20 protein-coding genes are annotated in these 25,447 nt (G+C 60.6%); 7 read left to right on the top strand and 13 right to left on the bottom strand.

Annotation, left to right across the window (positions count from 1 at the left end):
• The first annotated feature begins 163 nt into the window (after window positions 1-163).
• The 7 genes from GNX18_RS08085 (at window position 164) to GNX18_RS08055 (ending at window position 10,060) form a co-directional block, all read left to right on the top strand.
• Window positions 164-1,339 carry a 1-acyl-sn-glycerol-3-phosphate acyltransferase gene (locus tag GNX18_RS08085; RefSeq protein WP_138234071.1) on the top strand — a complete coding sequence of 392 codons (1,176 nt, stop codon included), beginning with the start codon at window positions 164-166 and terminating at the stop codon, window positions 1,337-1,339.
• A 281-nt stretch (window positions 1,340-1,620) separates the two neighbouring features.
• Complete coding sequence (gene dinG, locus GNX18_RS08080) at window positions 1,621-3,780, top strand: ATP-dependent DNA helicase DinG (RefSeq protein WP_138234072.1); 2,160 nt, start codon at window positions 1,621-1,623, stop codon at window positions 3,778-3,780.
• 27 nt (window positions 3,781-3,807) lie between these two features.
• Complete coding sequence (locus GNX18_RS08075; protein WP_138234073.1) at window positions 3,808-4,134, top strand: YqcC family protein; 327 nt, start codon at window positions 3,808-3,810, stop codon at window positions 4,132-4,134.
• 388 nt (window positions 4,135-4,522) lie between these two features.
• Window positions 4,523-5,146 carry a RimK/LysX family protein gene (locus tag GNX18_RS08070; RefSeq protein WP_166216909.1) on the top strand — a complete coding sequence of 208 codons (624 nt, stop codon included), beginning with the start codon at window positions 4,523-4,525 and terminating at the stop codon, window positions 5,144-5,146.
• Window positions 5,147-5,289: 143 nt separating this feature from the next.
• Entirely contained in the window at window positions 5,290-6,822 is a 1,533-nt protein-coding gene (locus GNX18_RS08065; protein ID WP_138234075.1) for an inactive transglutaminase family protein, read from the top strand.
• The gene (locus GNX18_RS08060) at window positions 6,822-7,829 is read left to right on the top strand and encodes an alpha-L-glutamate ligase-like protein (RefSeq protein WP_138234076.1); all 1,008 of its coding nucleotides are present in this window, start codon (window positions 6,822-6,824) and stop codon (window positions 7,827-7,829) included. The genes GNX18_RS08065 and GNX18_RS08060 overlap by 1 nt, the downstream gene beginning before the upstream one ends.
• Before the next feature lie 86 nt (window positions 7,830-7,915).
• Window positions 7,916-10,060 carry a TonB-dependent receptor gene (locus GNX18_RS08055; protein ID WP_240914300.1) on the top strand — a complete coding sequence of 715 codons (2,145 nt, stop codon included), beginning with the start codon at window positions 7,916-7,918 and terminating at the stop codon, window positions 10,058-10,060.
• 15 nt (window positions 10,061-10,075) lie between these two features.
• Here GNX18_RS08055 and GNX18_RS08050 read toward each other — a convergent pair whose 3' ends face one another.
• From GNX18_RS08050 to GNX18_RS07990, 13 genes are all read right to left on the bottom strand, one after another.
• The gene (locus GNX18_RS08050) at window positions 10,076-10,534 is read right to left on the bottom strand and encodes a hypothetical protein (RefSeq protein ID WP_166216906.1); all 459 of its coding nucleotides are present in this window, start codon (window positions 10,532-10,534) and stop codon (window positions 10,076-10,078) included.
• 88 nt (window positions 10,535-10,622) lie between these two features.
• Complete coding sequence (locus GNX18_RS08045; protein WP_166216903.1) at window positions 10,623-12,236, bottom strand: NADH-quinone oxidoreductase subunit N; 1,614 nt, start codon at window positions 12,234-12,236, stop codon at window positions 10,623-10,625.
• Window positions 12,233-13,810: a NuoM family protein gene (locus GNX18_RS08040; RefSeq protein WP_166216900.1), complete on the bottom strand. Its 1,578-nt coding sequence runs from the start codon at window positions 13,808-13,810 to the stop codon at window positions 12,233-12,235. The genes GNX18_RS08045 and GNX18_RS08040 overlap by 4 nt, the downstream gene beginning before the upstream one ends.
• Window positions 13,807-15,645, bottom strand: coding sequence for an NADH-quinone oxidoreductase subunit L (gene nuoL, locus GNX18_RS08035; RefSeq protein WP_166216897.1), 1,839 nt, complete (start codon window positions 15,643-15,645; stop codon window positions 13,807-13,809). The genes GNX18_RS08040 and nuoL overlap by 4 nt, the downstream gene beginning before the upstream one ends.
• 15 nt (window positions 15,646-15,660) lie before the next feature.
• Window positions 15,661-15,969, bottom strand: a complete 309-nt coding sequence (gene nuoK, locus GNX18_RS08030; protein WP_166220475.1) for an NADH-quinone oxidoreductase subunit NuoK — start codon at window positions 15,967-15,969, stop codon at window positions 15,661-15,663.
• A 35-nt stretch (window positions 15,970-16,004) separates the two neighbouring features.
• The gene (gene nuoJ, locus GNX18_RS08025; RefSeq protein ID WP_166216894.1) at window positions 16,005-16,523 is read right to left on the bottom strand and encodes an NADH-quinone oxidoreductase subunit J; all 519 of its coding nucleotides are present in this window, start codon (window positions 16,521-16,523) and stop codon (window positions 16,005-16,007) included.
• A gap of 23 nt (window positions 16,524-16,546) precedes the next feature.
• Entirely contained in the window at window positions 16,547-17,062 is a 516-nt protein-coding gene (gene nuoI, locus GNX18_RS08020) for an NADH-quinone oxidoreductase subunit NuoI (RefSeq protein WP_138234082.1), read from the bottom strand.
• 7 nt (window positions 17,063-17,069) lie between these two features.
• The gene (gene nuoH, locus GNX18_RS08015; RefSeq protein ID WP_371808089.1) at window positions 17,070-18,035 is read right to left on the bottom strand and encodes an NADH-quinone oxidoreductase subunit NuoH; all 966 of its coding nucleotides are present in this window, start codon (window positions 18,033-18,035) and stop codon (window positions 17,070-17,072) included.
• Window positions 18,036-18,037: 2 nt separating this feature from the next.
• Complete coding sequence (gene nuoG, locus GNX18_RS08010) at window positions 18,038-20,935, bottom strand: NADH-quinone oxidoreductase subunit NuoG (protein ID WP_166216891.1); 2,898 nt, start codon at window positions 20,933-20,935, stop codon at window positions 18,038-18,040.
• A gap of 136 nt (window positions 20,936-21,071) precedes the next feature.
• Window positions 21,072-22,400 (bottom strand): NADH-quinone oxidoreductase subunit NuoF, encoded by a 1,329-nt coding sequence (gene nuoF, locus GNX18_RS08005; protein ID WP_205828094.1) that lies wholly within the window; start codon window positions 22,398-22,400, stop codon window positions 21,072-21,074.
• 1 nt (window position 22,401) lies between these two features.
• Window positions 22,402-22,932, bottom strand: coding sequence for an NADH-quinone oxidoreductase subunit NuoE (gene nuoE / locus GNX18_RS08000; protein WP_166216885.1), 531 nt, complete (start codon window positions 22,930-22,932; stop codon window positions 22,402-22,404).
• A 4-nt stretch (window positions 22,933-22,936) separates the two neighbouring features.
• Complete coding sequence (gene nuoC / locus GNX18_RS07995) at window positions 22,937-24,685, bottom strand: NADH-quinone oxidoreductase subunit C/D (protein WP_240914298.1); 1,749 nt, start codon at window positions 24,683-24,685, stop codon at window positions 22,937-22,939.
• Between the two features lie 73 nt (window positions 24,686-24,758).
• Window positions 24,759-25,445 (bottom strand): NADH-quinone oxidoreductase subunit B family protein, encoded by a 687-nt coding sequence (locus GNX18_RS07990; RefSeq protein WP_166216882.1) that lies wholly within the window; start codon window positions 25,443-25,445, stop codon window positions 24,759-24,761.
• Between the last annotated feature and the right edge of the window lie 2 nt (window positions 25,446-25,447).

The following is a 25,447-nucleotide window of genomic DNA, read 5'->3' as shown; positions in this document are numbered from 1 at the left end:
TGCCGGGTCCGCCGCGGCACTGGCAGTTCTCTTCGGCATCCGGTATGTTCTGCGCCGGTTTTGGCCGGCCCGCCTTGTGTTACCGGGGTTGGGCCACAATAAGAACGAGCCAGAGCGCAGAATCCCGGGGGGACGCGCTGCAGTTGGCAGGTAGAAAATTTTCATGAATGCGAGAAATCTGGATCTGAGTCAATTCGATGATATCCGCCCGTACCGGGACGATGAGGTGCGGCCGGTGCTGCGGCGATTGGTCGAAGACCCCGAAATGTCCCGGGTGGTGGCGCATTTCCTATTGCCCGGCGCCGCCAGTAAATTAGAGCGGCCGTTGGCATGGCTGGTGCGCCAGTTTGTGCGCTTTGAGTTCCGCAAGGCGAACAACCTGCGGGGGGTGCAAGAGGTGATCGCCCGCTATCTGGAAAAAGCGGTCAACCGCACCAGTTGCGGACTCACCATCTCCGGGCTGGACACACTGCCCAGGAACCGCGCCTGCCTGTTCGTCAGCAACCATCGCGATATCGCCATGGACCCGGCACTGGCCATTCTCGCCATGTTCAAGGAGGGCCACGAGACCTCGCGCATCGCCATCGGCGACAACCTGCTGTCCAAGCAGTTTGCGACGGACATGATGAAACTCAACAAGTGCTTTGTGGTGAAGCGCAGCTCCGGCAGCCGCCGCGAGAAGCTGAACGCGGCCACCACCCTTTCCCGCTACATCCATCACTCTATCGTGAATGACAACGAGCATGTGTGGATTGCCCAGCGCGCGGGCCGCGCCAAAGACGGGCTCGACCGCACTAACCCGGCGCTGGCGGCGATGTTTGCGATGGCTAAGCCGAAAGAGCAGTCGTTTGCGGATTTCTGGCGCGAGCTGCACATTGTGCCGCTGTCGATTTCCTACGAGTGGGACCCCTGCGACCGCTACAAGGCGCGCGAGCTCTATATCAAGGAGCACCAGGACGAGTATCAGAAAGAGGCCCACGAGGATCTGGGCAGCATTGGCAAAGGTGTGGTGGGCAAAAAAGGCCACATTCACGCGGCGTTCGGTACCCCGATCGAGGGCGATTTTAACGATGTCGCTGCGCTGGCGGACGAGATCGACCGCCAGATCATCGGCAACTATGTACTGCACCCGACCAATCTGATCGCCTACCAGATGATCTACGGCGTAGCGCCGGATCTGCCGGTTGGTTACCCCGCCAAACCCTGGCATCCGGACGAGCACCAGGCCATCCGCGAGCAGTTCGAGCAGCGCATGGCGGCGATTGACGAGCGCTGGCGGGACAAGGCCATTCAGGCCTATGCCAATCCGGTGGTCTCCCGATTGGCGTTTGAGCAGTAATTATTCGGAGCCTCGTTCCTTTTTCGGCTTCTGAAGCTGGTCTTATGGCGGCGAAGTGCTGGGCAGGGGGGCAGGACCGGGCTAGGCGCCCCCCTCAATACATCCCTGTACGCTTCGTCGCAAACGTCCCTGTTTGCGACGATCCTGAAAACCCCTGCCCAGTGCTTTGCCGCCACCGGACTTTCCGGGGCCAAAAGAATCCAGGTTGGCTAAACCCTGAACAACCGTGGATAATGCGCGGCTGATTTAACCTCTACTGCAGATTATTCCGTCGGTCCCCAGTGCTCAGCGAAAAAGACAAAGAATCCATCCAGAATGCCTACCGTCAGTTCCTGAACGGGCGCGAGCTCAAGGCTCGCTATGGTCAGAAGCTGATGATCGCAGCCATCGCCCGTACCCTCGGTGGCATCCAGCGCAACGGCGCCGGCGAGCGGGATCACGGCAAGACCGACGGCGAGCATATCTGCGTGGTGGAAGCGGGCACCGGCACCGGCAAGACCGTCTCTTACCTGCTCGCCGCCATCCCCATGGCCATCGCCCACGACAAAACCCTCGTGGTTTCCACCGCCACGGTGGCCCTGCAGGAACAGATCATCAACAAGGATCTGCCCGAACTTATCCGCCACTCCGGCCTCAAGTTTGAAGTGTCCCTGGCCAAGGGCCGCGGTCGCTATCTGTGCCTGTCCAAACTCGATCAGCTGCTCACCGAACTCACCTCCAGCGGCGTCGGCGCCTCTCTCGCCTTATACGAAGATGAAAAACCCCAAGTGGACGAAGTGGGGATCAAGCTTTACCGCGATATGGCCGACGAACTGGCCAGCGGCCGCTGGGATGGCGACCGCGATAACTGGAAAGACACCATCGAAGGCGATGACTGGAGCCGGGTCACCACCGACCACCGCCAGTGCAGCGGCCGTCGCTGCCCGCATGTGAGCAGCTGCAGCTTCTTCCGCGCCCGCGAGAGCCTGGGCAAGAGCCGGGTCATCGTCGCCAACCACGACCTGCTACTGGCGGACCTGGCCCTCGGTGGCGGCGCGATCCTGCCTCCACCGGAAGACACCATCTACGTGCTGGACGAAGCGCACCATCTGCCGGACAAGGCATTGAACCATTTCGCCCACCACAGCCGCGTGGGCGCCACCACCGGCTGGCTGGACCAGGCGAACAAAAACCTCGGTCAACTGCTTGGTGATATCGGTGATGGCGGGGAGCTGGAGCGCGCCGGGGAAGAGCTGCCGGCGTTGTTCACCGCCGCCAAACAGAAAATGGAGATGGCCTGGCCGCTGTTGGAAGATCTGTGCGAGTTCGAGGAAGAGCGCGGTAAGAACAGTGGTGCTTTTGCCGGCCGCAGCGCCCGCCACCGCTTTGAGGGCGGCGTGGTTCCGGAATCCCTGATGCACCTGGCGGAGCAGCTGCGGGAGGATTTCGACGAGATCGAGGGCCTGCTCAGCAAAATGGTGCAGTCCGCCCAGCGCATGATGGAAGACGCCCACAGCCCGGTGCCGATTGTCGATCTGGAGCGCTGGTATCCGGTGCTCGGCAGCTGGCACGGCCGCGCCGAGGCCAACCTGGAATTGTGGGCAAACTATTCCCGTATTGATGAGGGCGCCGTGCCCCAGGCGCGCTGGGTAACCCTGGTAGAGTGGGGCGGTTCGTTTGATTTTGAGGTGTGCAGCTCGCCAATTCTCGCCGGCAAGACCCTGGAATTCAGTCTGTGGCGCCGCTGTTACGGCGCGGTGCTGACCTCCGCGACCCTCACCGCGCTCGGGCGCTTCGACCGCCTGAAGATGCGCGCCGGTACCCCGGACAACGCCAGTTACGAAATCGTCCCCAGCCCGTTTGATTTCTCCCGCGCCGAGCTGCGGGTGCCGAAAGACGCGGTGGAGGCGAACAACGCAGACCTGCACACCGACGCGGTGATCGAGGCTCTGCCGGACCTGCTTGAGGGGCCAGGTGGCTCACTGGTGCTGTTCGCCTCCCGCCGGCAGATGGAAACCGTGTACGAATCGCTGCCCGGTACCTGGCGCAACCGCATCCTGATGCAGGGCCAGCAGTCGCGACAGCAACTGCTCGACAGTCACAAGAAGAGCGTCGACAGCGGTGGTCACAGCGTGCTGTTCGGACTCGCCAGTTTCGCCGAGGGCCTGGACCTGCCGGGGGATTATTGTCGCCATGTGGTCATCGCGAAATTACCCTTTGCGGTACCGGATGACCCTATTGAGGCAGCGTTGGCGGAGTGGATAGAGGCCAAGGGCGGTAATGCATTTATGCAGATCACGGTGCCCGACGCAGCCCTGAAACTGGTACAGGCCTGCGGCCGGCTGCTGCGCACGGAGCGGGACAGCGGCACCATTACCCTGTTGGACCGGCGCATCGTTACCAAACGCTATGGGCGCGCCATGCTGGATTCCCTGCCGCCGTTCAGGCGCGCGATAAACTGAACCAACGTAGTTTTATAACGTAGTTTTATGAAGTCGATCTACTCCGATATTGCGACGCTGATGCTGGAACTCGAAGCTGAGCTTCGCCGACTGGATCTGTGGGAACCCGAGCCGCCCTCGGCGTCGGCGCTGGCGAGTACCGAACCCTTCTGTGTGGATACGCTGACGCTGCCGCAGTGGTTGCAGTTCGTTTTTCTACCGCGTATGAGCCAGATGGTGGAAGTGGAAACGCCACTGCCGCAGGCGTGCGGTATTGCCCCCATGGCGGAGGAATTTTTTCGTGGCAGCGATCTCAAAGTGGCGGGGCTTACCCGCAAGCTGGAAGAGATAGATGCCCGCTTGGCAAAGGGGTGATCGCTGCGACCCGGTCCCGGTTGTTTGTTGCCAACCGTCTTTGGATGCCGGGAATTGGCGCTTGAATGATTGTGACCAGTTGGTACCATCTCGTCTCGCACATTGCCGGAGACTATCCTTCACCGATTCCGGTCGGTTAGCGGCAGTTGTCCGCCAGAAATGTGCTCTGCGTCGCAGTCGCGATGCAGAGACAAAGTGGATACGGTAGTATGCGCAGTTTGCAAAAAACGGGTTCCACGGACGGCCCGGATTTTATGCCGCCAGGATAAATGCCCGATAACAAGCTCAGGGCCGGTCGCCCCGCCCCTAAGGTAGTAATAAACAGATGCGGTTTTTACCCATATTTTCCTATTTATTGGTCGCGCAACTGCTGACTGGTTGTGAGGTCTTGGCTCCTAATGCCACTCCCGAGCCCGCGGCGGAGGAAGTGCCGCCGTCGCCGACGCCCGCTTCCTTTGATCCCAGCCTCTGCCCCTCCGTCGAGGCCGTCGTGTGTGCCGAGCCCGAGGTGCAGGTGGTCGAGCGGGTTGTCGAGCGCAAGCTGGAGCGCGTGATCGAAGTGCCGGTCGCTAAGGGCAAACTGGTACTGGGCTCAGAAGAGGTCTTTACTGTTGAACCGGGTGGTGTTCGCCTGAAGGCGCTGGTGGATACCGGTGCTGCCACCTGCGCCCTCAATGTACAGGAGCTGACCCGGTTTGAGCGTGATGGCAGCGAGTGGGTGCGCTTCAGCCTGGCGGATGGCACCGAAGGTGAGCCACAGCAGATCGAACTCCCTATCAAGCGCCACGTGCGCGTTGCGCGCCCTGGCTTTGACCGGCAGCGCCGCCCCATCGTCGATATGAGTCTGACGGTGGGCGAGGTCACGCATATGGTGGAAGTGAATCTGGTTGAGGGTGGCGAGTTTGAATTCCCATTGCTGGTGGGACGCAACTTTCTCAAAGATGCTGCGGTTGTGGATGTGAGCCGCAAGCAGGTGCAAGGGCAGCCGACAGCTCCATCAGTGAGTAAGTAAATCTTTTTTTATTGCCCGAAAATGTGGGCGGAGTACTGGCGCAAGTACTGGTACTCGGCAAGAATACGCGGCCATTAGTGTACTGCTGCGCGTTTAACGGCACAGTACACTTGCTGCATCCAACAACAATCGGGGAATGGCGAATGTCGCCACGGGCTCAGGTCTATATTCTCGCCGCGCTGCTCACCGTGCTGGGCGCCGGTCTCACCATCTACAAACACTTCGCACTGGGTTTTCCTCTGTTGCCCGGTGAATACCGCACCGTGTGGACCATCGAGGCCAAAGTCGGATTTGATGCCGACGGCGGGCCGGTCAAGGCCGCACTCACGCTGCCGCGCTCACAGCGCAATATGGCCGTGCTGGGAGAAACGTTCAGCTCTTCCGGTTACGGCTTCAACATCATTCACGAAGACGATGAGCACCGTGCGGTTTGGTCCAAGCGGCAGGCATCCGGCCCGCAGTCGCTGTTCTATCAGCTGGATGTCCACCAGACACCGGGTGCTGCGCTGGAGCAGTCCCTGGATCTCAGTACCGAAGTAGAGAAGCCGCTGCTGGGCGCGCGCGAGCAGGAAGCCGTGCGCCAGGCGATTTACTCTCTGGTGGAGGCCGGCCGCGCGCGCTCATCCGATGTTTCCACCTTTACCTCCGAGCTGCTGCTGGCGCTGGCGGACACCCGCAACCAGGACCGCAACCTGATTTTTGGCTACTACAAAGACAGCAACTTTGTGGATGTCGCGTTGTTGGTGCTGGCGGCGGCGGATATCCCGGCGCACCGGATTCGCGGGCTGTATCTCGAAGATGACCGCCGCCGTCTCGACCCGGAAGAACTGTTGGAAATCTACGACGGCGAGCGCTGGGTGGTGTTCGAACCTACCAGTGGCGCCCCCGGGGTTCCGAAGAACTTTTTCATCTGGCAGCGCGGCGGCAAGAGCCTGCTGGACGTGGAAGGTGGGCGCAACTCCGGCGTGACCTTCTCAGTGATTTCCAATGACGTGCCCGCGCGGGATGTCGCCATGCTCAGCACCAGCCAGGAAAAAGAAGCGCTGGTGGATTTCTCCATCTACAGTCTGCCCATTGAGCAGCAGAGTATCTTCAAACTGATCCTGCTGGTGCCGGTGGGCGCTCTGGTGGTGGTGTTGCTGCGGGTTTTCGTCGGCCTGCGCACATCCGGTACCTTCATGCCGGTGCTGCTCGCCATCGCCTTTATCGAAACCCAGCTGATCACCGGTTTGTCCATCTTCGTGCTGATTCTGATTCTCGGCCTGTGGGTGCGCTTCTATCTCAGCCGGCTCAATCTGCTGCTTGTGGCGAGGATCGCCGCGGTGGTGATCACGGTGGTGATATTGATGGGCGCCATCAGTGTGGTCAGTTTCAAACTCGGCATTGAGCAGGCACTGACGGTGACCTTCTTCCCGATGATCATTCTCGCCTGGACGATCGAACGCATGTCCATCCTGTGGGAAGAGGACGGCCCCTACGAAGTGGTGATACAGGCCGGTGGCAGCCTCCTGGTGGCGGTGCTCGCGTGGTGGGTGATGACCAACCGCTACGTCGAGCACTGGACCTTCAATTTCCCGGAGCTGCTGCTGGTACTGCTCGCCTTGGTGATGATCATCGGTAACTACACCGGTTACCGCCTGGGTGAACTGGCGCGCTTCCGCCAGCTGGTGCGCTGATGCAATTCCGATTGCCCGCTTTGCGGATACCGCCATTTTTTCGCGGCGGCCTGGTGTCGCCGTTCAGATTGCGCAAGCTCGGGGTGCTGGGCATGAACGCGCGCAATGTGCGTTATATCGCCCGCTATAACGACCGCGATAAATACCCGATTGTCGACGACAAACTCAACACCAAGCGCGCTGCGCGCCGCTATCGCATTCCGGTGCCGGACCTGATCGCCGCGTTTGAAACCCAACCTACCCGCAAACGTATTATGCAGGTGATCGAGCCGCTGCAGCAGTTCGTGATCAAGCCGGCGCGCGGCTCCGGTGGCAAGGGTATTCTGGTGATTGTCGGGCGCGACGGTGAAGACTATGTCAAACCCTCCGGCAGCAAAGTGACTGCCCTGGATATCCAGCGCCATATCAGCAACATCCACAGCGGCCTGTATAGTCTCGGCGGTAAACCGGACCGGGTCATGATCGAGGCGTTGGTGGACTTCGATCCGGTATTCGACAAATACTCCTTCGAGGGTGTGCCGGATATTCGCGTTATCGTGTTTCGCGGCTTTCCGGTGATGGCCATGCTGCGCTGTTCCACCCACGACTCCGATGGCAAAGCCAATCTGCACCAGGGCGCTGTGGGGGTGGGTATTGATCTCGCCACCGGCAAGGCCTCCCATGCGGTGCAGCGCGGTTTGCGGGTGGATATTCACCCTGATACCCAAATGCCGTTTTCAGATCTTGAAGTGCCGGGCTGGAAGGATCTCGTCAGCCTGGCCGCGAGCTGTTATGAAATGACGGGGCTCGGTTATTTGGGCTGCGATATTGTGCTCGACCGCAAGCGCGGTCCGCTGTTGCTGGAAGCCAATGCGCGCCCCGGCCTCGCTATCCAGATTGCCAACGGCATCGGCCTGCGCACCCGCCTGGAACATATCGAATCGATGACCCTGGAGCAGCTGGAAAAGAACGTGGAGGAGCGCGTCAACTATTCCATGGACTACTTCGCCGCGCCCACCACACTGTGAAGATTTATCGGATGCGGCGGCGGAGCATCGCCAAGCAGTCGGCAACCCTGTGCTGGTTTGGCGCGATTTCGGGTTTATTTTCCGGTGTGTTATCACTCCCTGCCTTTTCAAGCACCTCGCAGGAAACCCGCCGGCAAGTTCCGGCAATTGCGGTGGAGTCGGTGGAGGTAACCGGCACGCCGACACACAAAGCCGCAACTGCGGATGAAACAGCACTGTCCGCGCTTACTGCGAGCGTCATCGTACAGCGAGCGCCCACTCACCCGTCCGAATTGCTCAACAGTCTCCCCGGTATCTGGATCAGCCGCGGTAACGGTCAGGAACACCTCACCGCGATCCGTTCACCGGTACTGAGCGGCGCCGGCAGTTGCGGTGCCTTCGCGGTACTGGAAGGGGACATTCCGGTGCGCGGCACCGGATTCTGCAACGTCAATCAGCTGTCTGATCTGCCACTTTCCCAGGCGGGCAGCGTACAGGTACTGCGTGGGCCCGCCAGCGTGCTGTACGGCTCCGATGCCCAGCACGGTGTCATCCGTCTGCTGAGCGCCGCCCCCGCAGACAGTGGTGAGCGAACACTCAGTATTGAACACGGTGCCAATGACTACCGCCGTATCTTCACAGGCTTCAGCGACACGGTTGGGCGCAGCGGCATCCGAGTCGGATTCACTGGCAGCCGCGACGGTGGTTATAAAAACGATTCCGGTTACGACCAGCAGCAGTTCAGCGCCCGCCACGATTACCGCGGGCAACAATGGAATGCGCGTACGCTGTTAAACCTCAGCAATCTCAATCAGGAAACCGCCGGCTACGTCAGCGGACTGGATGCCTACAAAGACGCCGGTCGCAAACGCGAAAACCCGAACCCGGAAGCCTTCCGCGATAGCCGGTCCGCACGCATTCAGTCGCGCCTTGAGTACACCACCTCCGGTGGCGATCACTGGCAGATCGCCCCTTATGCCCGCTACACCGACATGACGTTTCTGATGCACTTCCTGCCGGGCACGCCGCTTGAGGAAAACGGCCAACGGGGCGTGGGTGTCCAGACCTCCTATGATCGCGCGCTGAGTGAGCGTGTGAGTCTGCTGAGCGGTATTGACCTGGAGCGGACCAATGGCTGGCTGCGGCAGACCCAGGCCGGCGGTTTTTCCTCCTTTCCCGCTGGGCGTCATTACGATTACGACGTGATCGCCCAGGTCTTTGCGGCATTCTCCAGCCTGGAATGGCAGCTTGCGGAGCGCAGTCGGTTCATGTTCGGCAGCCGCTGGGAATCCCTGCGCTACGATTACGACAATCACATGCGGGCCGGCGATACCGCGGAGGATGGCAGCCTGTGCATCAATGGATATACCGGTGCACTGGGTTGCCGCTACAGCCGCCCGGAAGACCGCAGGGACCGGTTTTCCAATTTCTCCTTCAATGCAGGCCTGATTCACGAAGTGGACAAAACCCTGTCCACCAGCCTGCGCCTCGCGCACGGTTTCCGCGCCCCGCAGGCGGCGGAATTGTACCGATTGCAGAGCGGGCAGACTGTCGCGGATCTGGATGCTGAATCCATCGACAGTGTTGAGCTGGGCCTTGTGAAGCAAAGTGAATACTCACGTTTCAGCCTGACCGGCTTTTTCATGGAAAAGTCCGATGTGATTTTCCAGTCGTCCGAGCGCCTGAACCTGAGTGACGGAAACACCCGGCATTACGGCGTGGAATACGAGTTGCAGTGGACGCTCGCCCCGCAGTGGGCACTAACTCTGTCTGGAACCTATGCCCGCCACCTGTACACCAACAACGTCAGCGAACCCGGTAGTGACGCGCTGATTGAAACCCGCGGCAACGACATCGACACTGCACCGCGCAATATGCACGGCCTGACGCTGGAGTGGCATCCGCAGGAACAAACCCGGATTGAACTGCAGTTCCAGTCCATGGGCCGCTACTACACCGATATCGAAAATGCCCACAGTTACCGCGGCCACGACCTGCTGCATCTGCGGTTGCGGCATCGGGCTACACCGCGAATCCATCTGGGATTGCGGGTGAATAACCTGGCGAATGTGGACTACGCGGAGCGCGCGGATTATTCGAGTCTGGCGGGGGCGACCGGTATTTTATCGGCGATCCGAGAAGCGTGTTTGGGGACGTTCACTTCAGGTTTTGAGGCTCGCCCGGCGGTAAGGAATTTTGCCGCAGCGAAGCCCCACGCGAGATCGTCTGGCTGCCACTGTGAATTTACCTAGTCCACAGGCCAGTATTTACATATCCCACAGGGAGTTCGTTGCTTTGGAGAGCGCAATTCTCTCCTTGTCCTGGATCTGCTTCAGATTCTTGAATACCTCTTTTACCTCTTCTGATTCGATACTTTCATAGACCGAGTCATAGAGCTTGGAAAAGTATTGGTCCACTTCCTGCCCGAGGCCGTTGATTTCCTCAATGCTGGGTTTTTCACTCAAGTGGAGACTGTCCACCAGGTGAGTTGCGGACTCTTCCAGGGTGTACTGCAGCCAGGTCTGCATGACCTTATGTTGGGCGACCGCACCGTAATCTTTCAGATTGTTGGCCATACGCAGCTCGTGCTCGTGCAGGTGCTTGAGGAGCAACTGGGTGCGCTTGTCGTCGGTTTTGCTTAGAAGATTCCGATATATCCCTGCCATATCCAGATGAAATTTCTGGGCATCCCTGAGCACTTCGTGCGCCTGTTTGAATGTTTTCATCGCTACGCCTGTCTGGTTAACAATAGGATTATAGTTTTCTGAAAACCCCGGGGCGGAGATTCCGGGTTTGCCGGGGGTGACTGCGTGCTCACAGTGCGTTAATACCGTTGATCAAGAGCTGCGGATAAATGCCAAAAATCAACAACAGTGCGGTCAGTAGCAACAGTAGACCAAGGCCGGAGCGCGAGATAAGCAGTGGATTGTTCCGCGCGGCGGGTTCAGCAGAGGTATGTGGTTGATCGACAACCACCCTCATTGCTGCGGTCTGGCCTGACGCGATTGACGGGGCATCCACCAGTGTCAGCAACAGGCGCAAGTAGTAAAAAAGTCCCAGTGCACTGCCAACAATCAAAGCACCAAGCAGCCCCCATAATTGCCCATCCAGGGCCGCAGTAATCAGATAGAACTTGCCGATAAAGCCTACGGTGAACGGGATTCCTGCCAGAGAGAGCAGGGCGGCCGCAAGGCACAGCGACAGGGTGGGCGAGCGCCAGAACAGGCCCCGATAGAAGGACTGTTGAAAAGGATTGCCGTCGTCGCCCGTTGTGACCTGTGGGTTCGACACATCGCTAAGTGCCGCGTCGTCGATGAGGCTCACCGCGGAAAACGCGCACAGCGTCGTTACCGTGTAGGCAACCAGATAGTAGATCGTCGCCTCCCGGGCAATGCCCCGATCAATCACCAGGTAGACCACCAGGAAATACCCCATATGGGCAATGGCACTGTAGGCCAGCAGTCTCTTTACATTCCGCTGACGCAGGGCCAGCAGATTGCCGCCGAGCATGCTGGCAACCGCCAGCAGGGAAATCATCGCCACCGATGTTTCCAGAATATGCACGGAAAATTCGCTGAACAGGCGCAACAGGATGGCCAGTAACGCCGTTTTCCCGAGGGTTGCAATAAATGCCGTTACTGGTGTCGGCGCGCCCTCGTAAACATCCGCGGTCCAGGCGTGAAACGGAACCAGCGAGAGTTTGAACGCGACCCCGGCCAACAGCAGCGCAAAACCGCCGATAAGAAGCGCAGATTCGCCGCGGGAAAAATCCATGGAGGAGAACTGCAGATTGCCCGTTGCTGCATACATCAATGCGATACCAAACAGCGCGAGCGCCGTCGCCAGGGCAGAAGTGATCAGGTATTTGATGCCGGATTCCAGCGACAGCGCCGCTTCGCGATGGGAAACATCGCGCCCCGCCCCCCACTTTGCCAATGGCACCGGAAAGGCGAGTAGCGGGTAGAGTGCCAGGCTGATGAGTTCCAGTGCCAGAAAAAAGCTGGCGAAGTGCTGGCTGGAGACCAGCGTGCAGGCCCCCAGTGTTGCCAGCAGCACAAAAAAATAGAATTCACCGCAAGACGAGCTAGACGGGCAAGAAGAGAGCGTTGTGGAAGTCCGGCGATTGCCGGTCAGTCGGGCGCGCAAATACCGGTACCCCAGCCCCCCGCAGACCGCAGAGGTGAAGAAAAACAGCAGGCAGAAAAACAGGCTGAAGCGGTCCACGCGCAGCAGCGTGGTAACCGCCGTCGCCTGCTCCACGGCGGGCAATCGGATCCAGCCGTCGACACTGGCGGCCGCAAGCGTCAGCAGGAATGTGGCGAACGCCGCCCTGTGGCTGCGTACAAATGCCAGTTGCAACAGCAGGACCAGGGCGCCGGTGGCAACGATCAGCAGTGGTGACAGGGCGATGAAGTCGCGCAGGCTCACGGCGCGGCTCCTTGTAAGGATGCGGCCTTGTCGCCATCCGCAGCAGGTGCTGTGAAGTAGGTGGCCAGCAGGTTGCTCCAGCCCGCGGACTGGCGCAGCAGCGGCTGTGGATACAGGCCAATCCATACCAGCAATAGCAACGGCAGCAGCAGGGCAAACAGCTCGCGACGCCTGAGATCCATTAACCCTGAAGACCCCATTGTCGCGTCGCTGGCTTCCCGGACCGCCGGTGGCGGACCGAACAGCACACGCACCACCAGTTTCAGACCATAGATTGCAGCGCCGATCAGGCCTACAGCTGCCAGCGCGCTGAACCACGGAAACCGCGCATAGGTGCCGATCAATACCAGTGATTCGCCAACGAAATTCGCCAGTCCCGGCAATCCCATCGCGGCCACAATAAAAAACAGGAACACGGCGGCGAGCGCGGGCATCGTTTGCCAGATGCCGCGCACGTCATTGATGTCGCGGCTGTGCAGGCGATGCTGCAGGCTGCCGGCAATACCGAACAGCGCCGCCGTGCTGAGCCCGTGGGCAACCATCTGCGCCACCGCGCCCTGCAGCGCGATGCTGTTGAGTGCGTAAATGCCGAGTAACACAAAGCCCATGTGGCTGACGCTGGAATAGGCAATCAGGCGTTTGATGTCGGTTTGCGAGAATGCCATCAGCGCGCCATAGAGAATGCCCGCCACACCCAGCGCCATGGCTACGGGCGAGAACGCGGTGCTGGCCGCGGGAAACAATGGCAGGGTAAAGCGAATGAGCCCGTAGGCGCCGGTTTTCAGCAGAATAGCGGCGAGCAGCACACTGCCTGCCGTCGGCGCCTGGGTATGCGCGTCCGGCAGCCAGGTATGAACGAGGATCGCCGGCAGCTTTACCGCAAATGCAATAAAAAAGCCCAGCATCAGCCAATAGGCGTAGGGGGTTTCCGCAAATTGCGTGTGGAGTGTTGCCGTGAGTTGCTGCGGCGAAAAACTGACGCTTCCCGACATCTGGTAATGCACGAGGGTGCTGCCAACGATGGCGGCCAGCAGCAGCAGGCTGCTGGCCTGGGTGAAGATGAAAAACTGGATGGCCGCACGGGTACGCTGCTCGTGCCCCCAGATGGCGATCAGTAACAACATGGGAACCAGCATGGTTTCCCAGAAGCAGAAGAACAGGAACAGGTCCTGGGCACAGAAAACACCGACCACGCCGGCAAGTGTCCACAGATAATTGGCGAGATAGCAGCCGGTCCGTCGGCGAATCTCTCGCCAGGTCATCACCAGCCCGAAAAGTCCACACAGTAACGTGAGTGCCAGCATCAGGAATCCGAGGCCGTCGATGGCGAGGGTAAACGAAATACCGAATCGCGGTATCCAGGGCACACGGATGTGATCCCACCACAGTGTCTGTGGCTTAGGTTCCGCGGCCAGAACATCCAGTGCCTGCGGCAGGTAGCGGCCCAGCAGGAGGATTGCGATCGCGAGTACAGCGAGCGCGATCCAATGGCCGCAGCCGCGCCGCAGATTCTCACCCGCCCAGGAAAGTCCGCCCCCCAGAATCAACAGAGCCAAAAGCCACAGCAGCGTCACGGGCCCGACACCCTGGCAAGTGCGTGGACCACAAGCAGTAACAGCAAGGTGGCGGCGAGCAGTGTCGCCATATACCAGCGCAAGGTCCCATTCTGCGCGCGTGACAGGAACTGGTTGGCACCGAGGCTGAGTGCGCTGATACCGCGATAGATCTGGGTGACGATGTCGCCGCGATTGACGCGACTGATCCACAAAACCGGACGCACAAAAAGCCGTTGATACAACGCATCGAATCCCCAGCCTTGCCGTAAGAATTCCCGACACAGTCCAAGTGCTTGCGACCCGGGACGCCGCGCCAGAAACCACCAGCAGAGGGCGATACCCAACAGGGTCGCAAGCGTGCCGGCAATGCCAACCACAAGTGATGCTGGCTCGGCATGCGCATCAACGAAAATGCTCTCCAGCGGCGGTGCGATCCAGCCACCAGCCAGTGCCAGCAGGCCCAGTGCAACAAGCGGCACGCCCATCTGCCAGCGCGTCGCCGCTGGCGGCAATCGCGAAATATCGTTGGCTTTTACGGGCCCGAAAAAAATCCGATAGAAAATACGGAAGCTGTACATGCCCGTTATTGCCGCGCCAATGAGTGCGCACCACCACAGCCACGGCGGCTGGTTGTGCCAGATGGCCAGCAGCAGGTGTTCCTTGCTGAAATATCCCGCGGTCAGTGGCAGTGCCGCCAGATTGGCGCAGCCGACACCGAAACAGGCACACAGGAACGGCAGTCTGCGCGCCAGACCGCCCATGGCATTGAGGGACTGCTTGTGGCGTACGCGCAGGATAATCGCACCCGCCGCCAGAAACAGCAGTGCCTTGAAGAATGCATGGGTGACCAGGTGAAAGATGGCGGCGGAAAAAGCGCCGGCACCGAGCGCCGCGAACATGTATCCCAGTTGGCTGATGGTCGAATAGGCGAGCACACGCTTGATGTCGGTCTGCACCAGTGCGCTGCTTCCGGCCACCAGTAACGTGGCGGTGCCAATAATCGCCACGGTCTGCATGGCCATCGCCGAGCTTTGAAACAGCGCGTGGCAGCGCGCGATCAAATACACTCCGGCGGTAACCATGGTGGCAGCGTGGATCAGCGCGCTTACCGGTGTGGGGCCGGCCATGGCATCCGGCAACCAGGTCTGCAACGGAATCTGCGCGGATTTCCCCACCGCACCGGCAAGCAGCAACAGTGCACAGATTGCCAGCACCCGGTCATTGTGGCTGGGGTCCTGCAGTGCGGCCATCGCGGCCTGGATGCCCAGCGTATTGGTTTGCCAGAAGAGGGCGATGATGCCGATCAACAGCGCGGTATCGCCAATACGGGTCATCAGAAACGCTTTGCCGGCGGCGCGGGCATTTTCCGGATTCCGGTACCAGAATCCGATCAACAGGAAGCTGCACAGTCCCACCAGTTCCCAGCCCAGATAGAGCAGCACCAGATTGTCGGCCATGACCAACAGCGCCATGGCGCCGACAAACAGGTTCAGGTAGGCGAAGAAACGCCGATAGCCGTCATCGCCGCGCATGTAACCCGCGGCGAACAGGTGGATCAAAAAGCCCACGCCGGTGATCACGCCGAGCATAGTGATGGTCAGCGCATCCACATACAGCGCAAAGTCGACGCGCAGTGGCGGCAGCGCGACCCATTGCCACAAATGGACATAAGTCGGGGAAGCATGGTGTGTTGCGAGTATCGTCCACGCCACCGCGGACAAGGCCACAGAACCCACCCCGATGATGGCGCTCGCGGTCTCTGACAGCGGCCGGCGAATCAGCAGTGGCGCGCATGCCAGGCACATGAAGCCGAGCAGCGGAAACCCTGCAATGAGTACGGTCAGTGCGGACATGAAGGTTCCTGCATATCAGTCTCTCATGGCGGCCAGCTGATCGATGTCCAGGGTGTGGTGGCGGCGGTAGAACAGCAGCACCAGCGCGAGAGCAATTGCCACCTCCGCGGCAGCGAGGGTAACCACAAAGACATACATCACCTGGCCGTCCGGATTGCCCCAGTGGGCGCCGGCGGCGACGAATGCCAGTGCCATGGCGTTGGTGCAGATTTCCAGGCTCATCAGCGTGAACAGGATATTGCGCCGGATCAGCATGCCCACCGCGCCGACACAGAACAGCGCCGCGGCGAGTGCCAAGCCATGGCTCAGGGGAATCTGCTGCAGGGACTCTGCAGACTGTATCGCGATTGCCTGTGCACTCACTCGCGACCTCCCGCGCCATCCACGGAATGCCGCCGGGCCAGATGAAATGCGCCGACCAGGCCCGCCAGCAATACGAAGGAGGCAAGCTCCACGACCAGCAGATATTTACTGTACATGGCGAGTCCCACCTCGGCGGCGGATACCGACCGGGCAGCAGCCCCGCCGCTAGCAGAATCCCAGAGCAGATACAGCATCATCACCAGCAGCGCACCGGCCAGTGACGCCGGGGCCAACCAGTTTTCCCTGGCCAGCCACTGGGTTTCCTGATCGACGGCGGCCTTGCCCTGGTTCAGCATCATGATCACGAAGACCATCAGCACCAGAATGGCGCCGGCATAGACGATGACCTGTAGCGCCGCCGCCAGGGGCGCGCCGATTTGGTAAAAAATACACGCGACGGCCAGCAGTGACACAATCAGCATCAGCAATGCGTGCACCGCGTTGCGGCTGATGACCGCGAGCAGGCTGGCCATCAGCGCAATCAACGCGGAAATATAAAAAGACACAAGTTCCATCTGGCCGCACCTTTGAGCTGTGTTTAAAGGTTGAGGCTTTTGACATTCACCGGCTTTGCTTCGCCTGCCGCCTCGCCCTTTGCTTTCCCCGATACTGTTTTGCCGGCATGCCGGTAAAAACTGTATTCGTGGTATTTTCCGGGGCCATTGATCAGCAGGTCTTCTTTTTCGTACACCATGTTCTGGCGATCGTATTCGCACATTTCAAAATCCGGTGTCAGCTGTATGGCGTAGGTGGGGCAGGCGTCCTCGCACAGGCCGCACATGATGCAGCGGGAGAAATTGATGCGAAAAAATTCCGGTCGCCAGCGGCCATCGGCGTCCTCCATTTTTTGCAGGGAAATGCAGTCCGGTGGGCAGGCAACCGCACAGAGATTGCAGGCGACGCAGCGCTCGTCACCGTCCGGATCGCGGGTCAGCACAATACGCCCGCGGTAGCGCGGCGCCAGATACGGCATTTCCTCCGGATACTCCACCGTGACCCGACGCGTAAACAAATGACGGAAGACCAGCCACAGGCTGCGAAGAATACTGATCATTCCCATTTCATCCCCGCCATATCAGCACACCACCGGTGACAACCAGATTGAGCAGCGCCAGTGGCAGCATCACCTTCCAGCCGAATGCCATCAGTTGATCGTAACGGGGCCGCGGCAACGCCGCGCGCAGCAAAATAAACAGGCACACCAGTGCAAATGTCTTCAGTGCAAACCAGACCAAGGGTGGCAGCCACGGACCCAGCCATCCGCCCAGGAACAGGGTGGTGACCAGTGCGGAGATCAGAAGGATGGAAAGGTATTCGCCGACGAAGAACAGGCCGAATTTCATTCCCGAATACTCGGTATGAAATCCCGCGGTCAACTCGTGCTCGGCCTCGGGCAGATCCAGCGGCAGCCGGTGACTTTCCGCGATGCCCGCCACCAGAAATATCGCGCAGCCGAGCATTTGCGGCAGCAGGAACCAGCCATTTTCCTGGGCCATCACGATGCTGCGCAGATCGAAACTGCCGGCGAGCATCACCACGCCCATCAATGACAGCCCCATAAACACTTCGTAGCTCACGGTCTGCGCCGCCGCACGCAGACCGCCGAGCAGGGCATATTTGTTACCGGATGCATAGGCGCCGAGTACAACGCTGTACACCGCCAGCGCACTCATGGCCAAAAAGAACAGCAATCCGATATGCATGTCGATGACGCCAACGGCGGGGCTGAAGGGCACCACCACAAACGCCAGTAGCGTGGTTGCCATAACAATGGTGGGCGCCAGCAGGAACACCGGTGCATCGGCGAAGCGCGGAATGAAATCCTCCTTGAAGAACAGCTTGATCATGTCCGCCACCACCTGCATCAGGCCAAACGGACCCACCCGATTGGGGCCCGGCCTGTCCTGCCATAAGCCGAGCAGCCGGCGCTCTCCCCAGGTGAGCAGCGCCGCCAGCAGCACCGCAGTGGTGAGCACGCCAAAAATGTTCAGCAGTGTCATGGCGATATCTGCATGGCCGGTATTCACGCTCAGGCGTCTCCCGGCGCGATCTGTTCGCGCTCTATATACGCACCGGGAATTGAGGCCATTTGCGTAAAGCCTGTACTGATGCCGATGCAGTGCCGCGGAATGGTATCGGATACCTTGGCGCGCAGTTGCCAGCGGTCACCGCTTTCGGTAATCGCAATCTGTTGTCCCGCAGTCAGCGACAGCAACGCCAGGTCTTGCGGGTGGAAGACCGCGAACGGCTCCTCGGTGACGGAGGCAATGGCGCCGGCGTAGTTACTTAGTTCGCCGGAGCCGAACATGCGATAGAGCAGCAAAATCCGGAAGCCGTTGCTTGGATCGGCAGCTGGCTGCGCCGCATCGCCCGCGGCAGTATCGGGATGAAAGCTCCCGGCTTTGCGGGCGAGCGGTTGCCCGCTGCTCTGCCCCAGGCGCGCGGCCCCCGGTTTGGGCTGGTAGCAGTGGATCGCCTGGTTGGAGTTCCACCCGGGCGCCCAGTTGTTGGCCTGTAGTGGCGACTGGCTGGCGAACTGGATGCCCTCCATGGAAAACGCCATGGGCGCATCGTCGTCCGGCAATGGTTTGTACTCGGCGACCTGGCGCTCCGCCTGGATGGCGGTACGGCCGCTGTAGCGGTGAGGCTGGCGCGCGGTCTTTTGGCCCTCAATGGTCTGGTCCCAGTCCGGCCCCAGCTCGGCCAGCGGTGCCAGTTCCGGGTACGATTCCGCCAGCGCCACACTCAGTTGGGTTACATGCCGCCACCGGGCCAGAGACTGCAATCGCGCGTGTGTCTCCTCGTCTCCGGAAAGCTCCGCGCCAGCAAGTTCCCCGCTGGCTGCGGCGGCATCGGCGAGCCAACGCCAGCTGGCCTGAATCCAGCCGGAACCCTCGTATACCGCATAGTGGCGCTGGGCGAGGCCACTGCTGTTCACGAGCGTGCCCTCATACTCCGGTGTAGCAGCGGCGGGCAGGATCAGGTCGGCGCGCGCACTGGTGCGGTTGTGCACGACTTCCAGCTGGATGATTTCATCGACACCGGCGCACAGCTGATCGGCGACCGACGCGGGCAGCTGCCGGTAGAGATCGGCTTCCATCACCAGCAGGGTCGTCGGCTGCGGTGTATGCTCCGATTGCCGTTCGCGGTGCAGCTGATTCAGGTTTTGCCGGGCATCGCAGAGTTGCGCCAGACCCAGGCTGTTGGCGTCGGGGCAGGCGAGATAGAGGGCGGCGCGGGCTTCGCGACTGCCTGTCTGGTGCTGTTGATTTTCGCGGTGCTGTACTTCTCTGCGGCGGGTGATGGCAAAGGCGAGTCGGGCCGCAGCCTTCAGCAGTTCCTGCGACTGCAGTCCGCAGCCGGATACGATCACCGGGTGTCGGGCCTGTTTCAGCTGTTCGACCAGCGCAGTGAATTCGCCCGTGTCCAGCCCGGCGATATCCGGTGCGCGGATTTCTCTGGATTCCGCGGTGAGCGCCTGTGCCAGCACATCGGCCAGCGCCACCATCTGTTCGGGCGTCACCCGTACACGGCAGCTGGCAATGTCGTCGAGATCGGTGCGCTCTGCGCTTGCGACTAGCAGCGGCGTGCGAATACCGGTGAGCTGGCGCACGGAATCGTCCTGCCATGCGGGGATTTTCAGTTCCTCTGCGCGCGCTATCTGAGCGCTGCGCGCGGCCTGTCGTACGGCGAGTGCAATGCGCGGCGCGGTGTTGGCAATGTCTTCACCCAGCACGATCACCATGTCGGCCCGTTCAATCTCCGGGGTGCCCGGTGAGTGGATACGCGGATCGCGCTGGATACGGTCGACAAGCTTGAACAGCGCGAGACTGCGCTCATCCAGTCCCGCATAAAAATGTTCGCGACCCACCAGGGTCTGCAATGCAAAGTTGTTTTCCAGTGAGCTGCGGCTGGAACCTATGCCGATGATGCGCCGGTTGCCGCTGCGCATCTGCGCCATGGCCGCCGCCAGTCGTGCCACCGCATCCGCGGGGGATAGAGACTGATGAACCTTTCCCGAGCCGGCGGTAGTCTGAATCAACGGTTGTGTCAGCACCGCCTGCGGCGTGTAGATGCGCGCGGCACTGTTGGCGTATTCATAGCCGAAGCGTCCGCGGTCACACAGGAAATAGCCGTTGATCTGGCGGTGGAAAAGATTGGTCACCCTGCGCAGCTGGCGCGGATCCCCTTTGCCATCGCGGCGCGCTCCCGGCGCGGTGTTGCAGCCGACGGCGCAGTGTTCGCACACCGAGGGCGCGGTCTGCAGATCCCATTTGCGGACGTAGTGACGACTGTAGGTTTTATCGGTAAATACACCGGTGGGGCAGACCTCCACCAGGTTGCCGCTGAATCCGTTGTCCAAAAGGCCGTCCTCCTGACGTCCAAAATACACCTGATGATTGCGCCCCAGCGCTTGCAGGTCCGTGCCGCCGGCGTGATCGCGATAGAAGCGCACGCAGCGATAACAGGCGATGCAGCGGTTCATTTCATGGTTGATGAACGGGCCGAGATACTGATTGTTGTGCGTGCGTTTGCGACCTTTAAAGCGGCGTTGGGTATGTCCGCTCATCAGTGTCATGTCCTGCAGGTGGCACTCGCCGCCTTCCTCGCACACCGGGCAGTCATGGGGGTGGTTGGTCATCAGGTTTTCGATGATGCCTGCGCGGAAATCCTGCGCGGCGGGCGCGTCGATGGAATAGATAGCGCCATCCTTGACCGGCGTCATGCAGCTCATCACCAGCTTGCCGCGCTGGTCGTCGGCATCTTTGAAGAGCACCACCGCGCACTGACGGCAGGCACCGACGGAACCCAGCGCCGGATGCCAGCAGAAATAGAGCAGATTTTTCTTCAGGCTCAGGCAGGCACTGAGCAGGTTCTGCCCGTCGTCTACCTCATACTGTCGATCATCTATTGTTATCGTTGCCATGGCTTGGGCATTCCCTGCCTTGTGCATTGCACCGGTATGTCAGGTCCGTTCGAAGCTTGTTTACGATTCGCTTTGACGACTTCCTGTAACGACTTGCGCTTATTGTAAAAATGCCTGCCGCAGTGTCAGCGGCATTTCAGTGTTCGCACAGTGGCTCGGCAGCGGGCTTTGCGCTGTGTCGATAGGGACAGCCGCGCTGTACGATATGCGCGACATAATCCCGCAAAAATAATTTCAGGCTGCTCTGCAGCGGCTCGGCCGCACCGGGTGCCAGCGCGCAGAATGTGGTGCCCGGCCCCATACGTCGCGCCAGTTCCCGCAGCAGGACCAGGTCGCGTTTTTCGCCGAGTCCACTTTCGATACGCTGCAGAATTTCCACTACCCATGGCAGCCCGTCGCGACAGGGCGTGCACCAGCCACAGGACTCCCGCGCAAAAAAACGCTGCAGGTTCAACACCATGGCGACCGGACAGGTGTGGTCATCGAGCACGATCAGCGTGCCGGTGCCGAGGCGGCTGCCGGCCTCGCCTATCACATCGTAGTCCATCGCCAGATCCAGGTGGCGTGGAGACAGAAAATCCGTCGAGCCGCCCCCCGGTAAAAATCCGCGCAGTTGGTAGCCGGGCGCCATGCCACCCGCATGCTGCTCAATGATTTTGCGAATGGGTGTACCCATCGGCAATTCCCATAGGCCCGGATGTTTTACCCGTCCGCTCACACCGAACAGTTTGCTGCCTGTGTCTTTTTCTCGGCCGAGCCCGCGGTACCAGTCCTCCCCCAGCGCCAGCAGGCAGGGCAGGTTGCACAGGGTTTCCACGTTGTTCACCACGGTGGGCATTCCCCACAGACCACTCACCTGCGGAAACGGCGGCTTGGCTCTGGGAATGGCGCGACGGCCCTCGAGGGCATTGAGCAGCGCGGTTTCCTCGCCGCAGATGTAATTGCCGGCACTGCGGTGCAGGTGAATCCGCAGGGAGAATTCCCGCTGCATGATGCGCTCGCCGAGCAGGCCGGCGTTGACCGCTTCCTGAAGGGCATGGGCCAGGCGCTCGGCCGCCAGATGGTATTCGCCGCGGATAAAGATATAGGCGGTCTCGGCACCGATGGCGCGGGCGGCGATCAACATCCCCTCGATAAGCAGATGCGGGTCCCGCTCCATCAGATAGCGATCCTTGAACGCTCCGGGTTCCATTTCATCCGCATTGCAGATCAGGTAGCGCGGCCCCGGGTGCTGGTCTGCGTCGGGGACAAAACTCCACTTGAGTCCGGTATTGAAGCCGGCGCCGCCGCGCCCCCGCAGTCCCGCGCTCTTGACTAGTTCGACGATATTTTTCGGCGCCATTTCCAGCGCTGCCTGCAGTCCGCTGTAGCCACCGCCTTTGCGGTACGCATCAAGAGACACCGCGTCGCCGCCGCGGATATTCCGGGTAAGTGGGGTGCGCAGGCCGGGGTCCAGTCCGGGCATCTTACTGTTCCCGGTGGTCGGACATGGGTTGTTGTCCATCGCGCGCGCGCAATTCACTGAGCATTGCGTCCAGGGTTTCCCGGGACAGTTGCCGATACATCTCCCTGCCCACCATCATCACCGGCGCCCTGTCGCAGTCGCCCAGGCACGGGGTTTCCAGCAGGGTAAACAATCCGTCGCGGCTGGTTTCGCCGGGGGAAATCTGCAGCCGGTTCTGCAAATGTGCTTGCAGTCTGTCGCCGCCTAGCATCCAGCAGCTGACGCTGTTGCAGCAGTAGATCACGTGCTTTCCCACCGGCTCGCGGAATATCAACTGGTAGTAGGTGGCCAGCGCTTCCAGCTCCGCGATGGGGCATTTGAGGTAGCTTGCCAGTGCCTGCAGGCTGCCGTCGGAAACCCAGCCCCGGTGTTGCTGGACGATGCGCAACGCTTCCAGTAGCACCGCACTTTTGTGCGGGTAGTGCCCGGCCTCGGCGTCGATATCGCGGATTTCTTCGGTACTGAGTTCGGGGGTAATCCGTTCCAAGGTCATCTCCTCAGCGGTCCACGTCGGCCATGACGAAGTCGATACTGGCAATGATGGCAATCAGGTCCGACACGCTGAGATCGCGGCACATTTGTGGAATCATCTGCAGGTGCGGGAACGAGGGCGTGCGAATGCGGTTGCGGTAGGCAGTGGTGTTGCCATCACTGATGATCTGATAGCTGTTCAGGCCCTTGGTCGCTTCGACGGGTACGCAGCACTCACCGGCGGGCATCACCGGGCCCCAGCTGTTGTTGAGAAAATGCTGGATCAACGTCTCGATATCCTCCATGGTGCGCGCCTTGCGCGGCGGTGTGGTGAGCGGGTGATCCGATTTGTAATCGCCGGCGGGCATGTGCTGCAGGCACTGGCGGATAATGCGCAGGCTCTGGTGCATTTCCTCCACGCGCACGCGGCAACGGTCGTAGCTGTCGCCGCCGTCGAAGGCGGGAATGTCGAACTCGAAATTTTCATAGCCGCTGTAGGGCCGGCGCTTGCGCAGATCCCACGCCAGTCCGGTGGCGCGAAGCCCCGGGCCTGTTACGCCCCATTCCAGCGCCGCCGCCGTATCGTAAACACCGATGCCGCGGCAGCGCTTCCTGACAATGGCGTTGCGCAGCACCATGCCCTCGTATTCCTGCAGGCGGGCGGGCAGGTAGTCGATAAAGGCGCGCACCCGCTGCTCCCAGCCGTTGGGCAGGTCCTGCGCCAGGCCGCCAATGCGGAACCAGGACGGATGCATGCGCCCGCCGGTGATGGCCTCAATTACACCGAACAGTTTTTCCCGGTCTTCGAACATGTAAAACACCGGTGACATCTGCCCTAGGTCCTGGGCGAAGGTGCCGTAGAACACCAGATGGCTGGCAATGCGGAAAAATTCGCACAGCATGATGCGCACAGTCTGCGCGCGCTCGGGCACGTCAATGCCCGCCAGCTGTTCCAGCGCGAGCACATACGGCAGATTGTTCATCACCCCGCCGAGGTAGTCGATGCGATCGGTGTAGGGCAGATAGCTATGCCACGCCTGACGCTCCGCCATTTTTTCCGCGCCGCGGTGGTGGTAGCCGATATCCGGCACCGCATCCACAATGCGCTCCCCATCTAACTGCAGTGCCACACGGAACACACCGTGCACACTGGGGTGGTTGGGGCCGAGATTGAGAAACAGGAATTCACTTTCCTCGCTGGCGCGGGCCATGCCCCAGTCTTCGGGCCTGAAGCGCAGCGCTTCCTGCTCGACCTGTTGCTTGTGCGGAGACAGGCTGAACGGGTCCACTTCGGTGGCGCGGGCGTGATGATCCTTGCGCAGCGGATGCCCTTGCCAGGTCTGCGGCATCATGATGCGCGTAAGGTGGGGGTGGCCGGCGAAGTCGATGCCGAACAGGTCCCACACCTCGCGCTCATACCAGTTGGCGGCGGGCCACAGTGGCGTGATGGACGGCAACCGCAGGTCGGATTCTGACAGCGGGACTTTGACGCGAATGAACAGGTCGCGCTCAAACGAGAGCAGGTGATAGACGACGGTAAAATCACTCGCCGGCTGCGCCGCTTCGCGCTCGCCGCGCACAAGGCGCATGCGCTCATCGATGGCGCTGAGATCGTAGAGCATGGCGAAAGGCCGGTTGATTCCGTGTTTCAGCCATCGCAGAAATTCCAGCAGCTGTGCTTCGCCAATCCACAGCGTGGGCATATCCGGCGTATCCGGCTGCAGCCAATAGGCGAGCTCGGGCCGGGTGTCGCTTTCCCTGGCCAGGTCTTGCATAAATGCTACGGCCGCGTCGCGATAGGCGCTCGCTGGAAACCGGCTTTTTGCCCGCACCCCGATCATGGGCAACTCACACGTCGTCCGGCGCGCGAAGCTTGTCCGCTGCCATGCGCGTTTCGCGGTGCAGATCCCGCTGGCTGGGTTTGCCCAGGGTATTGAGCGGTTTTCGGGGTACTTCCTGCGCGCCGTGTTCGTCCACCAGCCAGCTCAGCGCCCGGCGCTCGCTGGCAATGGATTTTTGCAGCAGCATCAGGCCCTGCATCAGCGCTTCCGGGCGCGGCGGGCAACCCGGCACATACACGTCCACCGGCAGAAACCGGTCCACGCCCTGCACCACGCTGTAGATATCATACATGCCACCGGAGTTGGCGCAGGAGCCCATGGAAATAACCCAGCGCGGTTCCACCATCTGCTCATATAAACGCTGGATCACCGGCGCCATTTTGATGAACACAGTGCCGGAAATAACAATCAGGTCGGCCTGTCGCGGGGTTGCGCGAATGACTTCGGAGCCGAAGCGCGCGAGGTCGTGGCGACTGGTAAACGCGGTGGCCATTTCCACATAGCAGCAGGACAGCCCGAAATTGAATGGCCACAGCGAGTTTGCGCGCCCCCACGCGACCATGTCTTGCAGCCTGGTGAGCAGTACATTTTTGCGAATGTCTTCGTCGAAGGCGTCGCTTTTACTGTGGCTGTCTGTTGCTATGAGATTGTCACGGTCCGCTGGGTAACCGGCGCGGGTGAGCTGCCATCGCATGA

The sequence above is a fragment of the Microbulbifer sp. SH-1 genome (assembly GCF_011326135.1).
Taxonomy (GTDB): domain Bacteria; phylum Pseudomonadota; class Gammaproteobacteria; order Pseudomonadales; family Cellvibrionaceae; genus Microbulbifer; species Microbulbifer harenosus.
The sequence above is the reverse complement of the archived record's forward strand: the minus strand, read 5'-3'. Positions and strand labels throughout refer to the sequence as shown.